This window comes from Neorhizobium sp. NPDC001467 (assembly GCF_050275975.1).
Classification (GTDB): domain Bacteria; phylum Pseudomonadota; class Alphaproteobacteria; order Rhizobiales; family Rhizobiaceae; genus Neorhizobium.
This window is the reverse complement of the sequence record NZ_JBNNPS010000007.1, coordinates 170284-184440: the sequence shown is the minus strand read 5'-3', so window position 1 is coordinate 184440 and position 14157 is coordinate 170284. Positions and strand designations below refer to the sequence as shown.

The following is a 14157-nucleotide window of genomic DNA, read 5'->3' as shown; positions in this document are numbered from 1 at the left end:
CATCGCCGGATGGTCGCTTAGTCGCCATGGGCTAATGGCCCAAGAACGGCAACACCGTCCTTGCGAGCCGCGGCGGCCAGTTTGCGGTCGAGCGTGGCGAGCGGGATGCTGCGGCTGAGGGCGAGCGCCAGATAAGCGGCATCATAGGCGCTTAGGCTATGATTGGCCGACAGCAGCAAAACATAGCTGTCTGCACCAATGCCGGCATCCTCCAGCGGCAGTCGGCGAACCCGCTCCATGTTGACGAGCGCGCTGCCGGCCGCAATTCGACCGCGACGCTCGGACATGGCATGAATGTTGCGGATCTCGAAAAAGAATAGCGACGGAACAGGGCAGGGGGCATTGACGGTCGCCATCACCGCCTCGGCGGCGTCCGAAAACTCTTCCGGCAGCAGCCAGGCGGCCGCCATCGAGGCATCGATGACAAAAGACATCAGCGGCGACCTTCGTCACGCCACGAGAGGATTTCCTCATGCGTGGACGTGGTCGCCTTTTGACGCGCGGCGCGAACTTCGGCGAGCAGCAGCTGCATGTCGGTCTGCTTGCGAACCGCGGTCAGGTGGGCGATCGGATCGTTTCCGCGAGCAATGACGAACTCTTCGCCAGCCTCGACGCGGGCGAGCAGGTCGGAAAGATGCGTTTTCGCTTCAGAGATTTTTATCGTCGTCGTCATCGCGCGGGCCTCGATCCTTGCTTTCAGCACGAGAATAAGAGGCCCGACGAAGTTGGTCAAGCGGTTGGTCTTCTCACTTCCGATAAGCGATACTTCGCGCCCGGCACAAAACGGGCTCCTCGCAGAAAGCGTGCGTTTCGATGTGCCGGCTCCAAGCCGGCACATCGTGACTCTCCCAGAACGTTTCCGTCAGGATTTGGGCTGCTTGAGGTCTACCAAGGCGTTAGTGAGTTCTTCTACCGAGGGGGTGCCCCGGAACACCGTGTTTCCGACAACGACGGTCGGAACAACTGCGATTTTCATTTCTTCCTCAGCATGTCTTCAGGCATCCTTGTGCTGTTCGACATACGTGCCGTTGATTAGGGCCAATCGAGCTTCAACTGAATTCAACCCAACCTCAGCGGCAATATCGACCAGGACTTCCATATCCTCGATATCACGATCTTCCTGGAAGAATGCCTTGAACACTCGCATCGAATACGCGTGCCCAAGACCCGCATCGCTCGCCATTGCGAACAATTCGAAGGCTCTTGAGCTGCGGGGTTGCGGGGTTGCGGGGTTGCGGAGAGATGGTTGGCAGTTTGATAGGAACGCCAAGGCGTTCTGCCAGAGGATAGACTGACCTTGCCCAGATGTTTGGAAGATATGGATCTTCTGGTTTTAGCGTCGGGATGGGATGCGGGCGGAGCTCAAATGGCTTCCACCGGATCCTGATATCTCGGTCGCCGATAACATCGGCGACCGTCTTTGAATAGCCCCGAGTTTCGTAGACACCCTCGGGTTAGATTTTCTGCTGCTTCTCGAACTCGACGGGCGACAGCATTCCGTTTCTGACGTGCTTGCGTTTCGGGTTGTAGAACATCTCGATGTAGTCGAACACATCCTGGCGAGCTTCATCGCGCGAACGGTAGACCCTGCGACGTATCCTCTCTCGCTTCAGAAGATTGAAGAAGCTCTCGGCCACCGCATTGTCATGGCAGTTGCCACGTCGGCTCATCGAGTGAACCAGGTTGTGGTGCCTGAGGAACGAGGCCCAGTCCATACTGGTAAACTGCGCACCCTGATCCGAATGAATCAGCACCTTGTCCTTTGGCTTTCGTCTCCACACCGCCATGAGCAGAGCCTGCAATACGACGTCCGTAGTCTGTCGGCTCTGCATAGCCCAGCCGATGACCCTGCGGGAATAAAGGTCGATGACGACAGCCAGATAAGCGAAGCCCTCACAGGTTCGGATGTAGGTGATGTCGGTGACCCAGGCCTTGTCCGGAGCCGCGACGTCAAATTGCCGGTTGAGTGTGTTGTCGATAGCGACGGCAGGCCTGCCGCCATATATGCCGGGACGGCGTTTGTAACCGATCTGCGCCTTGATCCCGGCGAGACGGGTCAGACGCGGGACCCGGTTCGGGCAACATATCTCTCCCTGATCGAGAAGATCGTCGTGCAGCTTGCGATAACCGTAGACCTTGCCGCTCTCTTCCCACGCCTTCAGGAGCAAATCGGTCTGTCGCCTGTCCTCGCTGGCTCGCCTGCTCAGCGGGTTCTTCAGCCAAGTGTAAAATCCACTGGGGTGAACCCGCAGGAGACGGCACATCGTCCGCACCGAGAACTGCAAGCGATGCAGGGCAATGAACGCGTACTTCACTTTGCATCCCTGGCGAAATACGCGGCCGATTTGGATGTCTCGCTCCTCGGTGACGCGAGCCAGTTCTTTCTTCAGCCGCCTGATCTCCTCGGCCTCGTCGGTGCCTTTGGCGTTAAACGCTGCCAACTTCTTCTTCCATTCGTAGAGTGAATGCTGGCTCACGCCGAGACGCTGCGAAACCTCGGAAACTGTATAGCCCCGCTCCGTGATCTGACGCACGGCGTCGCGCTTAAAACCTTCGCTGAAATTCGATTTGCTCATGATGCTCTTCCTACCTCAAAATTAGGAAAGAAGGCGTCTACAAATCTCGGGGCTATTCAGAATAGCTCGACGTCGCATGGACTTTTTCCGCCCTTATTCAGACCTCAATACGGACCGGGATTGCTTTTGAGGCGGGTGTCTTCGAAAGCTGGTCGTGATGGTCGATTGCATTTAGTACGTTGCTCTCCGGATAATATGCGCCAACCGTTCCGCGTGGCAGGTTGTGAGCGACGATTTTAAGTCCGGGAAGTTCGCGACGTTTGTTGTCGCCGAAATCGCTGACGAGCTTCACGGTTTGTCCCTCGGAAAGACCTGCCGCCTCGATATCCAGTTCGCACATCAAAACGACATCTCGCGTCCCCTCAATACCGCGGAACCGGTCTGAATAGCCGTAGATGGTCGTATTGAACTGGTCGTTGGAGCGCATCGTCACCAGTCTGAAACGTCCTTCCGCATCGTCGAAGGACAATGCGTTCATCCGGTCCGGCGTCGTAAACACCGCTTTCTTTTCATCGGTATTCCAGACGCGCTGATGGGCATCGTTACCACGATAAAAACCGCCAGGCTCGAACATGCGCCGATTATAGTCCTTGAAATCATCGGGATATGTCGCCTCGATCAGGTCACGCACGAGACCGTAATCGCCCGTCCAGTCATCCCAGCGCAGGCTTGGATTGTCTGCAAGCGTCGCCTTTGCAATGCCGGTCACAATGGCCAGCTCGCTCTTCAGATATCTCGAAGCCGGAGTGCGTTTTCCCAGCGACCCGGAGATATGCGAAAAACTGTCTTCGGTCGTTACTGCTTGCGGGCCGGTTGCCTGCTCATCGATCTCAAGCCGTGACAGGCAAGGCAGGATATAAGCTTGCCTGCCCGGAAAAAGATGGCTGCGATTGAGTTTGGTCGAGACCATCACCGTGAGGTCCTGACTTGCCCAACCGGTCTCCATCTCGCTCTGCTCGGGAACCGCGCGCAACAGATTTCCGCCAAGGCAGATGGTCGCCTTGATCTCTCCGGCGATCATCCCTTTGACGGCATCCACGATGGTCAGGCCGTCTTCGGTCGGCGGATTGAAATCGAAGAGCTCCTTGAGCTTGTCCATCGGGATCAATTCGGCTTTTTCGGCAACGCCGACGGTTCTTTGCCCCTGAACATTGGAATGGCCGCGAACCGGACAGCAGCCGGCGCCTTCGCGACCGATATTCCCGCGTAAGAGAAGCAAGTTGACCAGCATGGCGATGTTCAGTGCACCCTGAGCATGCTGTGTCAGGCCCATGCCATAGACACCGATCACACGTTCGGCTCGAATATAAACAACCGCCGCATCGCGGATCGCTGTTTCAGTTAGACCGCTTTCACGTTCAATATCGTGCCACGCACTTTTACGCACACAGTCGATGAAGCTGGAAAAGCCTGTTGTATGGGTATCGATAAACTCGACATCTATGACACGGTTTGTGCCCGACGCGACAGCTTCGTCGTCCGCCTCGATCACGGTTTTGCAGAGGCCGAGAATTGCGGCGATATCGCCACCTGCCTTGACCTGCAGATAATGGTCGGAAATCGCCGTTTCGTTGCCGGTCAGCATATCGAAAGGGTTTTGCGGGTTGACGAACGAAACCAGGCCTTGCTCGATCACGGGATTGAACGTGACGATCTTTGCCCCACGTTTTTTGGCATCCTGCAAAGGATGCAGGAAACGTGGACTGTTCGAGCCCGGGTTCTGGCCAAAGAAAAAGAAGGCGTCGGCTTTCTCCAGATCTTCCCAAACCACCGTGCCCACCGGCGATCCGATGACCTTGTTCAAACCGACGGAGGTCGTTTCGTGGCACATGTTCGAGCTTTGCGGCAGATTGTTTGTTCCATAGCTCCGCGCGAGCAGCGCATAAAGATAGGCTGCCTCCAGCCCAGCGTGCCCGGAGGAATAGAAGACCGCGGAATCGGGATGCAGTTGCTTGAGGGTTGCTCCGATCCGGGCGAAGGCCTCTTCCCAGGTCACCTCGACATAGCGGTCCGTCCCTGCGTCGTAACGCATCGGATGCGTCAACCGGCCGGTCATTTCGAGGTCGTGGTCTTTCCAGGCCCGCAGTTCGGAAACCGTGTGGTCATTCCAGAAATCCGGCGTGCAACGGGCATTGGTAAGATCCCACATCGTCGCCTTCGCGCCATTCTCGCAAAATTCGAAAGGATGATAGTTGACGGGTTTTGGCCAAGCGCAGGAAACGCACATGAAGCCCTTCGGCTTGTTCTGTCGGGCAAGCGATTCAATGGCTGCGGGTGTCGGCCAAGTCTCGCCATAGATGCGGACGAGTGATTTCAGCGAACCCCATCCACCGGCAGGGCCTTCCGATTCCGGATTTGCGATCTGATCCGCCATGAAAATTTCTCCTGTTTGACTTCCATATCGGGCTGCGCAGCCAGCAGCGCATGCACCGATGCCGGATGGGCTCAAGCCTTGGCGCTATTGCCGTAGGCAGCGTGATAGGCGAGGGCGATAAAGCCGCCCCCTAGAAGGTTTCCGATTGTTGCGGGCAAAAGATTGGCTGCAATCGCGCTAAGCGACACCAGGGTGGCTCCCTGGTCGATCAGTCCCTGTGCCAGATAGGCATAGGAAAGAAGGTACATGTTTGCGATCGAATGCTCCAACCCGGCCGCCACGAACGCCGTCACCGGCAGTACGAGCCCGATGATCTTGCCGGCCGCGCTCTGGGCCGCGTAGGCAAGCCATACTGCCAAGCAGACCAGAAGATTGGCAAGTACGCCGCTTGCGACGGTTGTTGCAAAATTTTTTGCCGTTTTTGTTTCGGCAAGTTCTAGGGCGGCGCGCCCGACGGCGCCGTCACCAGCTTCGTGAAGCCCAGAAACCGCCCTAACGCCGGCAAGCAGGATTGCGCCTGCAAAGTTTGCGACATAGACAACGGAAAGTGCGGAGATCGCCCGCGTCAACGGTATCCGCTTCGCAGCGACCGGCCCCAGCATCAGGGTATTACCGGTAAACAGTTCCGCACCTGCAATCAGCACGAGCGCAAGCCCGAGCGAGAACACCATCCCGGACAGAACCTGACCAGCGCCGAAGGCAACCTCCCCCGCACCTGCGAGAGCGACCGTCGCGAAAAGCCCACCCAGGCCTATGTAGATGCCGGCGAGCGTGCCCAGCACCACCATCTTTGAGAATGGAAGGTTCGCCTTGTCCTGACAGGCATCAAAGATGTTGCCATACAATTCGTCCGGTTGTGGCAACGATGCTGTGCCGGTCATGGGCTCTCCCTTTTGATGCAACTGCTCCCCCGTGCCGTCAATGACACATGGTTCGCAACGATCCGGCGGGCAGAAGGCTCGATAAAGAATGCACACGTTTATGTGAGTACCACTCAGCCAGCAGTCAGCCCGCGCCATATGGCGCGACATTGCTTTGAGCGTATTGACGGGATTCAGGCCGCGCACAAAGTGAGCCAGAAGACGCCAATGAAACAAAAAGCCGTCGAAAAGAGAGCCGCGACCGACACGCGTGTCGTGACGCCTTTCAGGAAATCGGAGGTTCTAGTGTCGCCCGATAGTTCGGGCGACTGTCGCTGAAACCGGTAGACGGCAATCACCGCCACAATGGCCGCCAAGACAATCCCGATCAAGACAAGCCGGAATGCGCCTGCAGAAGCGTGGAGGAATTGGCTCTGCATGGCAAGGCTGCAGGCGGTTGCCTGGGTGAAGTAGATCCCGAGGAAGGCGCCGCTCCATACGACAAAACCCAAAACCATGAGCAGGACAGGATGGCGCATCATGGCGCACTTCCTGCGATCAGGGTTTGCAGGTTCCAGCAAAAGCCGACAGCGCATATGGCCGCAGCCGCCGAATAATCATGCCAGAGCCGTCCGATCCTCAAGTCGAGTGACCGCACCGATTCATCATGGCCGCACAAGGCCCTCCATATGGCATGGACGGCGAAGATGGCGCCGATCATGCCGTGAAGCGCGGCATAGATCATGACGACAAACAAGGAAGCGATTGCGGCATGACCGGAAGGTGCTGGCAACGTCAGAAAGGCGACCCAAAGAAACAGCGATGCCGATAGAAGATGCGCGCAGAGCGACAAAGCATTTCCGACCGGAGCCAGGTTCGTCCTGCCGCCTGCCAGACGGTTGCCAACGCAAGTCAGAACTGAAGCGACGGCAGCGATGGCCAGAAGCGGCATGTCGAGCAAGACATGTTTCGGTGGCCAGTTGGGCGCGGAGACCCACAGAAAAAGACAGCCGAAAAGCAGCGAGATGTAAAGCGTTGCGTTGGCGACCAGCGTCAGCACCATGGCGAGATAGGATGGCGGGACCTGTGCCCTGATATGCACCGGTACCTTCACGCCGTGCCCAATCGAGATCCGCTCCCCGTCGATAGGAGAACCATCACGAACAGTCCACAGCCAGAAGCATCCGATCACGGCGGCAAGCGCCACGGGAATAAGCCAGTATAGCTTGAAGAGCATGAGCAGGAAGAAGGCGCCCGTCGCCAGCGCAGTCCAGAGCGGCAGGTAGGTTTGACGGGGAAGCTCCACGACCTGGTCCGGCTCTCCGCTTATGGGATCCACGCCCAGCACTTCCATCCGATCGTGCCGTGGAATGCCGAGATAGCCGTGGCCGGCAGCAAGGCGCGGCCCGATCCTGTCGGGATCGAGCAGATCCGCACGGTTGTCGATGCGGGCAATGGAGGCGAAGTTGTACGAGGGCGGCGGTGTCGGCATGGCCCATTCCAGCGTGCCTGCGCGCCAGGGGTTGCGCCTGAACGGTCGACCGAACTTGAACAATAGGATGAAATCGAGGGCAACCAAGGCGAAACCCATTGCCATCAGAAAGCTTCCCATCGAGGAAATGAAGTTCAGGGTTTCCCAGCCAAAGCCAGCGGGATATCCGAATATGCGCCGCGGCATGCCAAGCAATCCGGTCAGGTGCATGAAAAAGAAGGTGACGTTGAACCCGATGAACACCATCCAGAACGCCGCATGCGAAAGGTGCTGCACCGGCTGTTTTCCGCTGGCGTGTGGAACCCAGTAATACGCCATCGCCAACATGGGAAAAACGAAGCCGCCGACCAGGACATAGTGCAGATGAGCGACGACAAAATGTGTGTCGTGGGCCTGCCAGTCGAACGGCACCATGGCGAGCATGACGCCGGTCAGACCTCCGATAACGAACACGAAAAAGAACCCGAAAATATGCAGCATGGGAATGGAAAAGTGCGGTCGCCCATGCGCAATCGTTGCGAGCCAGGCAAAGATCTGGATTGCTGTCGGCACGGCGACGAGAGCGCTTGCCGCTGAAAAGAAGGACAGTGCCACATGCGGAATGCCCACCGTGTACATGTGATGCACCCACAATCCGAACGACAGAAATGCCATGGAGACGATCGCCGCAACGATCATGCGGTAGCCGGCAAGAGGGGTGCCTGCGAGGACAGGCAGAATAGTGGAAATTGCCCCGGCCGCCGGCAGGAAGATGATGTAAACCTCCGGGTGTCCAAACAGCCAGAAGAGATGTTGCCACAGCAACGGATCGCCGCCGCGCGTGGGGTCGAAGAACGGAAGGTCGAATGCGCGCTCAACCTCAAGCAGGATGGAACCGAGAATGAGGGGCGGGAAACCGACCAGCATCATGGTTGCGACCACGAGCATGTACCAGGCGAAGATCGGGATACGATCGATCGACATGCCGGCGGCTCGGATCTTCATGATCGTGACGATGATCTCGACAGCAGCGGAAAGAGCCGAGATTTCGACAAAGGTGATCCCGAGCAGCCAGACATCGGAATTGATGCCGGGTGCATAGACCGACGATGACAGGGGCGTGTACATGAACCAGCCGCTGTCGGGCGCGATGCCGCCGATCAGCGCTCCGATCAGGATCAGTCCGCCGAACAGATAACACCAGTAGCCATAGGCCCCGAGACGGGGAAAGGCGAGATCGCGGCTACCAAGCAGCTTTGGCAGGAGGTAGATCGCCATGCCCTCGAAGAATGGTATGGCGAACAGGAACATCATGATGGACCCATGCATGGTGAAAACCTGGGCATAGGTTTCGGCATCCATGAACCCGCTTTCGGCTGACGCCAGCTGCGTACGGATCAGCATGGCAAGACTGCCGCCGATCGCGAAAAACACCAGTGCGGTGAGCATGAACCGGATGCCGACGACATTATGGTTGACAGCCGCGAGACGGCCCCATCCCGGTTTCGTTCCCCATATGCGTTCGAGGGCGCGATGCAGTGTGATCGGATTTTGGCCTGACGTCATGTTCTTGCTCATTGGCTCGTCTCCGCAGAGACCGCTCTCACAAAACCGTTTCCGTCATGAGCACGAACCTCGAAACGCATGCCGGCATGCCCCGTACCGCAGTATTCCGAACAGATGCCGCCATATCGACCGGGCTTATCAGCGCGGATGCGAAGCCGGTTAGCATGTCCCGGAACAGCATCGATCTTTCCGCCGAGGCGGGGCACCCAGAAACTGTGAATGACGTCCTCGCTTTCGGCGACGATCTCGATCGTTCTGCCGGCCGGTATATGCAAGACCCCCGGCTCCGCCGCGCTTCCGGGCAGGGTTGGATAAGAAAACTCCCATTGCCACATCCGCCCGGTCGCGCGGACTTCGAGGACGTTCTCGGCATCTTTGGCGGCGCCCTTCAGGAGAAATTCACCCTGGTTGAAAGCGTAGAGCGTCAATGCGATCAGAACAGGCAAGGGAAGGGCGAGACCACCCCACAGGATCCATCGGTCAGGCCGCAGGCGACGCCCGAAGTCGGGAACGAACCAGACCGCCAGGAACAATCCGAGGACAAGCGTGAACAGGGCGCATGATCCCCACAGCATCACCCACCAGAGGTCCGCGATGGATGCTGCAGACGGCCCGGCAGGATCAAGCGCCGAAAGCTCGCCGCTGCAACCACCAAGTAGCGAGAGAAGGCCGATCGCGGCCAGACTGCGGAATCAACTCCACTCTCCACGACTTTGTTCGAAAAGCGGAGAACTCTGATGGAAGACCAAACCGAAGCGGCCAATCCTGTTACTGCCAAGGTTACGGATAAGGATGCCAGCTCCATGATCGCGGTGGCCGGCCATCCGCTTCATGCCATGAGCGTGCATTTTCCCATAGCTCTCGCATTCCTGACGCTTGCCGTGGATGTGCTGTTTTGGTGGTCCGCCGATCCGTTCTGGACACGCGTTGGCGTGTGGAGCTCGGGCGGCGTCTTCTTTTTCGGTGTGGCTGCCGGCCTTGTCGGTACGATCGAGTTGCTGTCCGTACCGGGCATCCGCGAACGGGTGGCGAGCTGGGCGCATGCTATTGCCGCCGTCACCCTTATCGCATGTGCCGGCCTCAACTGGGGCCTGCGGGTAACCGGCGCAGGCGATGTTCTGCCGCATGGAATTCTTGTCTCTTTGCTGACCTGCATCATGACGGGAATGGCCGGGTGGCATGGCGGCAAACTGATTTTCGATCATGGTGTCGGCCTCATGGTATCGACCAAGAACTGAGACTCTCGACAAGGGTTCGCAGCCCTCCGGGTCGCATCAGTTCGCTCGCACATTCTGTTTCGATGAGTGGCTTGGCAAGCGCCAGGAACACGATCACTGCCGCGACAACCGCAGTCGCGGCGGTCGCCATGATGAACCGCCAGACGGGGTAGGTCTCACCCTCCTTGAACAGCCTGATAATGACTAAACCTGTCAGGACATGCAGGACGACAAGCATGCCGACGAAAAGCAATTTAAGCGAGAACCATGGAGCATAGGTCTGCTGGCCGAAGATGAGAGCCGTGCCAGTTGCCACCGCGATGAAGGCGGAAGGGGAGATGATGGTAACGTAGGCATAGCGCACCATCATCTGCAGGCGGTAAAGCGCGTCCTTGTCTTTCACATGTGCACGCTGAACGTAAAGCCCGGGCAGACTGATCAGGCCGGCGGCCCAGATCGCGATCATGGTTATGTGGACGAATTTCAAAATTGCAATCAGCAAGCTCTGCCCGTTCTGGCGGTGGAGGTGCAAGAGTTCCCGTAGATGGAGCTTGGGCGTGATGTGTCTAGAACACGAATGCGTGAAACCGGTATTGGAGCCATGTCCGGGAAGAAGCAGCTCGGCGTCGGACCCGAGTGAGGTTGTCGCCGTTAGTCACACCTGGAGCAGATCGTCTGAAGGACAGGCATGGGTGAGAAGAAACTGGCAGAAAAGCGCGCGGGAAAAGGTCTCTCGGAGCTCATCGCGCGACTGACCGCGTTAGCGGGCTCTTCCGACAGGATCAGTGTTCACGAAATCCGGGAGGAGATAGGAGAGCGGAGTTTCGGGCCTTTCTTGATCATCCCTGCGGTCATCGAAATAAGTCCTCTCGGCAGTACTCCCGGTGTGCCCACGGCCATTGCAATCATTATCAGCCTTTCGCCGTGCAGATATTGTTCGGGCGTAAGCATCTATGGCTACCCCAGATCTTGGAGCGGCAAACCCTGGACGGACAGAAGCTGAAGATAGGGTTGGGGAAGCTGTCGTCCATCTCATGCTATTGCGTAATAATTTTCCGACCGCGTATGAAGCGGCTCACAGCGCCACCCTACCTGCAGCGTCTGGCTGTTGTGGTGATGTTGCTTTGTGTTTCCGTTCCGCCCTTGGAGCTCATTCCGTTCGCGAGTACCGTACCGATGCTCGCAGTCATAATGATGGGAGTGGCTTTGCTCATGCGTGACGGACTTGCTGCTGTCATAGCAGCGGTGATGGCTGCCGGCAGCGGATACCTCGTCTATTCTGCACTCGCTGCCTAGCTGTCAACACCGGGCATTGGCTTGGGACAAATGGTACCAATTCCATTAGCCTTATGCAGATGCGTCGTGTCGGAATATCCATAAAAACAATGACCTATACATTTTCGGTTTGCGAGCCGGAGGTTCAAATCTCGTCAAGAGCGAAACGACGAGATCGGCTCGGATGGAGGCTGAGCCAACACCCAAGCCGAACATATCAGTCGAGCTTACGCAGCCTCCCAGACCTGATTCAGGATTTTGGCAGCAAGAGCTGCTTTGTCTTGCGGTAGGAAGCGACCATAGTGCTGCTGGACGACATCGGGCGTATCCTGAATGGCGTAGCTTGCCTGCTCATAGGATCCAGTCTGCTTCAGGATATGTGTCGCAAGAATGTCCCGCAAGTTATGCGGTCCGTGCGGCAGCAAGCCCTTGATCGCACCGCGTTTGGTATAGGGGTTGTAGATCCCATAGCGCTGAATGACGGTCCGCCACGCCTCGTAGAACGTAGTCGAATTGTAAGCCGCATTGATGCTGGTTGTCTTCACCGTCTTAACGAATAAGGTTCCGGGATCTGAGGCACCGCCAAGTAGAATACCGCGGTGTCGATCGATATATGCATCCAGATATTTGTAGAGATCAAGCAAGTCCGGCAGGATCAGTCGAAACGGCTTTTGGCCGAAAAAGGATGATTCAGAGTTTTTGAATGCGACCGATGGGATGAGGACCTCCCATCCATGATCGCGGTCGCTCCAGCGCAACTCCCCGCATTTCATGTCTTCGAGCCGGCGTTCCGATGTCGGATAATGTCCGCGCGGGCAGACGCGCAATTGGCGAAGATTCTTTTGTCGTAGCCCGAGGTGCAGGCCAATTCGGAGTAACAGGAACGACCTGACGGCCTCTGCCGCCGGCCGCGGATATCTGTGCTCATCCGGCATGCGGTCAAGAATCTCGTCCGTGATCTTACGATATTCCGCCAATGGGCTTTCGGCTTCCAGGACGCACATGATCGGCTCGAACGGGTCACGATGGACGCGCATGACACGTTGGATTTCCTTCGATCGGTTGGCTGCGTGCCGATGAAATGCGTCACAGGCGCCATGCCAGTCGCGAGCTGCGAAGTCGATTTCTTCCTTCTCAATCAAACCCGCAATAGGCCTGACGTTATGGAGCAACTCCGGGTGCTGTCGGATCCAGCCAACGTCGGCGCGGGAGAGGGCCTGGGCAACCATCAGCATGTCTTCTTCCCATTTTGTATAGAAGCCACGGCGTTGTTCCCGCCACTGCAGATACCAGTCCCAAACACCAGGAAAGATGAGAAGACCAAAGCTCAAGCGGCTGAGTGGTACGCCGTAGCCCTTCACGGCGCTATTCGGTGACGCGGCCAATGCGCCGAACATCAGACCAAGGTGCTCAATTTTCTGAGAAGCCGTTTCTTCTCCCCAAACACCATTCCGCTGAAATCCAATCGCTGTCAGTGTCGAAGTTTTGAAACGAATGAGATCGGCCATTTCCATGGCAAGCTGCGGCGGCGCATCGACGACGCCTGAAAGCAGATCAGGATCATCGAACTCGGCCTCAATATTCTGATTTGCTCCAACTGCGGATGCCAAGGATCTGGCCGATAGTGCGCTCCCGCCATAAGTGATACCGGGAAAGCGGATGGCATAACGTTGCTTGCTGGCCGCGGCCTGGTATCGACGATACTCTGTCGATCCGGAAATGATCACACGGCGCACCCAATCAAGGATTTCTTCGCGCTTGGTGAAGGGCAGGCTGCTGAAGTCATCTGGAAGATGCAGCGAGATCCTGCGCCGCTCGGCCGGGTTAATATCACCGAGTTCGTGACCATGAAGCGAACGTGCCTGATGCGGCAGCTTCTCTTTGAAATATCCCTCTGGAAGTCGGTAGCGTCGCTCAATGCGGCGGAGGATATCGAAACTCGCAACAGATCGGGGTACGCGCTCGCCCTGGATCCAGGATAGAAGCGTCTTGTTGTCGAAGGTCTCATTGAGATGAACAACGGCTCGGTAGAGCTGCCAATAGGTGTCGCCGAACCGGCGCATATGATAGACCAACGCATCCTGAAAGCTTGCCGGATCCTCTGTCGCTTCGAATAGCGGTTCCGGGAAAGGACTGATCGGCTTCGGTGCAGGACCTCGTGGTGTGGACCCAGACCGCGCAAATGTACCGTCGGTTGTTGCGCGTTGAGGCTTTCTGGTCGAGGATATGGAAGCTACCTTCTTTGCAGACACTATTTTGTTCGGGCGGGTCTTTGGCTTTGGGGACCGTCGCTCTTCGGCTGCCGGTGGTGCCCCGAGCCATCGGATGATTGCATCCAAGCCTGGCCGGAGTTGCCTTTTCAGTTCCGCCGTCAATTCGACTTCTATCCCACAGGACTGACCGATTGTCGCCCAATCGATATGGCCATTCAGGAACGGCGGCGATTTTCGGTAGATGATCAAGCTTAGGAGATAAGGGCGGACGTTCTCCAGCACTCGTTTGGATGTGAACGGCGCGATACGCAGCTCGCAGAATTCGGATATCTTTCGCTGAAAATGCCGTGATGAAAGGTCTTTTTTGGTCATGCTTTTTCCGTTACTCTCGGCACCAATGCCGAGGGCGAGCGGAAGTAGGAGGGGAGCTTTAAGAAAAGATGTACCGGACGCGGTACCATGCACTCAGCTTAGTCATCGCATTTTACTCCCATGCCAATTACTCTGGAGCAGGGTTCGGGAGCTCGATGCCCGAACGTTAATTAAGCGCGCTTATCTAAGTCCGCCGCTTAATTAAATGAAGTGCGTCTTGTTTAAATAAGGTG

The 14157-nt window shown here is 57.1% G+C and carries 12 protein-coding genes and 1 pseudogene; 2 read left to right on the top strand and 11 right to left on the bottom strand.

Annotation, left to right across the window (positions count from 1 at the left end; genetic code table 11):
- Positions 1–17 precede the first annotated feature (17 nt).
- From ACQKKX_RS15595 to coxB, 9 genes are all read right to left on the bottom strand, one after another.
- Complete coding sequence (locus ACQKKX_RS15595) at positions 18–434, bottom strand: type II toxin-antitoxin system VapC family toxin (protein WP_427571838.1); 417 nt, start codon at positions 432–434, stop codon at positions 18–20.
- Entirely contained in the window at positions 434–673 is a 240-nt protein-coding gene (locus ACQKKX_RS15590; protein WP_427571858.1) for a type II toxin-antitoxin system Phd/YefM family antitoxin, read from the bottom strand. The genes ACQKKX_RS15595 and ACQKKX_RS15590 overlap by 1 nt, the downstream gene beginning before the upstream one ends.
- 321 nt (positions 674–994) lie before the next feature.
- Entirely contained in the window at positions 995–1183 is a 189-nt protein-coding gene (locus ACQKKX_RS15585) for a DsbA family protein (RefSeq protein ID WP_427571836.1), read from the bottom strand.
- A gap of 271 nt (positions 1184–1454) precedes the next feature.
- Positions 1455–2576 carry an IS3 family transposase gene (locus ACQKKX_RS15580; protein WP_427571834.1) on the bottom strand — a complete coding sequence of 374 codons (1122 nt, stop codon included), beginning with the start codon at positions 2574–2576 and terminating at the stop codon, positions 1455–1457.
- A gap of 97 nt (positions 2577–2673) precedes the next feature.
- Positions 2674–4950, bottom strand: coding sequence for an FdhF/YdeP family oxidoreductase (locus ACQKKX_RS15575; protein WP_427571857.1), 2277 nt, complete (start codon positions 4948–4950; stop codon positions 2674–2676).
- Between the two features lie 71 nt (positions 4951–5021).
- Positions 5022–6017: a formate/nitrite transporter family protein gene (locus ACQKKX_RS15570; protein ID WP_427571833.1), complete on the bottom strand. Its 996-nt coding sequence runs from the start codon at positions 6015–6017 to the stop codon at positions 5022–5024.
- Entirely contained in the window at positions 6005–6352 is a 348-nt protein-coding gene (locus ACQKKX_RS15565; protein WP_427571831.1) for a hypothetical protein, read from the bottom strand. The genes ACQKKX_RS15570 and ACQKKX_RS15565 overlap by 13 nt, the downstream gene beginning before the upstream one ends.
- Positions 6349–8859 carry a cytochrome c oxidase subunit I gene (ctaD, locus tag ACQKKX_RS15560; RefSeq protein ID WP_427571830.1) on the bottom strand — a complete coding sequence of 837 codons (2511 nt, stop codon included), beginning with the start codon at positions 8857–8859 and terminating at the stop codon, positions 6349–6351. Before ctaD ends, ACQKKX_RS15565 begins: the two co-directional genes overlap by 4 nt.
- Entirely contained in the window at positions 8856–9521 is a 666-nt protein-coding gene (gene coxB / locus ACQKKX_RS15555) for a cytochrome c oxidase subunit II (RefSeq protein WP_427571855.1), read from the bottom strand. Before coxB ends, ctaD begins: the two co-directional genes overlap by 4 nt.
- A 63-nt stretch (positions 9522–9584) precedes the next feature.
- Between coxB and ACQKKX_RS15550 the strand changes: the two genes are divergently transcribed.
- On the top strand, positions 9585–10085 hold the full coding sequence (locus ACQKKX_RS15550; protein WP_427571829.1) for a DUF2231 domain-containing protein: 501 nt from the start codon (positions 9585–9587) through the stop codon (positions 10083–10085).
- Here ACQKKX_RS15550 and ACQKKX_RS15545 read toward each other — a convergent pair.
- The gene (locus ACQKKX_RS15545; protein WP_427571828.1) at positions 10063–10566 is read right to left on the bottom strand and encodes a CopD family protein; all 504 of its coding nucleotides are present in this window, start codon (positions 10564–10566) and stop codon (positions 10063–10065) included. The genes ACQKKX_RS15550 and ACQKKX_RS15545 overlap by 23 nt on opposite strands.
- Before the next feature lie 186 nt (positions 10567–10752).
- On the opposite strand from ACQKKX_RS15545, the pseudogene ACQKKX_RS15540 reads away from it, so the two are divergent.
- Positions 10753–11360: pseudogene (locus ACQKKX_RS15540) on the top strand (exopolysaccharide biosynthesis protein).
- 206 nt (positions 11361–11566) lie between these two features.
- On the opposite strand, the gene ACQKKX_RS15535 reads toward ACQKKX_RS15540, so the two are convergent.
- Positions 11567–13924 carry a hypothetical protein gene (locus ACQKKX_RS15535; RefSeq protein WP_427571827.1) on the bottom strand — a complete coding sequence of 786 codons (2358 nt, stop codon included), beginning with the start codon at positions 13922–13924 and terminating at the stop codon, positions 11567–11569.
- Positions 13925–14157: the final 233 nt, after the last annotated feature.

Coding starts and splice junctions, on each gene's coding strand:
- ACQKKX_RS15575 (WP_427571857.1), bottom strand. CDS start 4,950: ATGGCGGATCAGATCGCAAATCCGGAATCGGAAGGCCCTGCCGGTGGA.
- ACQKKX_RS15535 (WP_427571827.1), bottom strand. CDS start 13,924: ATGACCAAAAAAGACCTTTCATCACGGCATTTTCAGCGAAAGATATCC.
- ACQKKX_RS15590 (WP_427571858.1), bottom strand. CDS start 673: ATGACGACGACGATAAAAATCTCTGAAGCGAAAACGCATCTTTCCGAC.
- ACQKKX_RS15585 (WP_427571836.1), bottom strand. CDS start 1,183: ATGGCGAGCGATGCGGGTCTTGGGCACGCGTATTCGATGCGAGTGTTC.
- ctaD (WP_427571830.1), bottom strand. CDS start 8,859: ATGAGCAAGAACATGACGTCAGGCCAAAATCCGATCACACTGCATCGC.
- ACQKKX_RS15595 (WP_427571838.1), bottom strand. CDS start 434: ATGTCTTTTGTCATCGATGCCTCGATGGCGGCCGCCTGGCTGCTGCCG.
- ACQKKX_RS15550 (WP_427571829.1), top strand. CDS start 9,585: ATGGAAGACCAAACCGAAGCGGCCAATCCTGTTACTGCCAAGGTTACG.
- ACQKKX_RS15565 (WP_427571831.1), bottom strand. CDS start 6,352: ATGATGCGCCATCCTGTCCTGCTCATGGTTTTGGGTTTTGTCGTATGG.
- ACQKKX_RS15580 (WP_427571834.1), bottom strand. CDS start 2,576: ATGAGCAAATCGAATTTCAGCGAAGGTTTTAAGCGCGACGCCGTGCGT.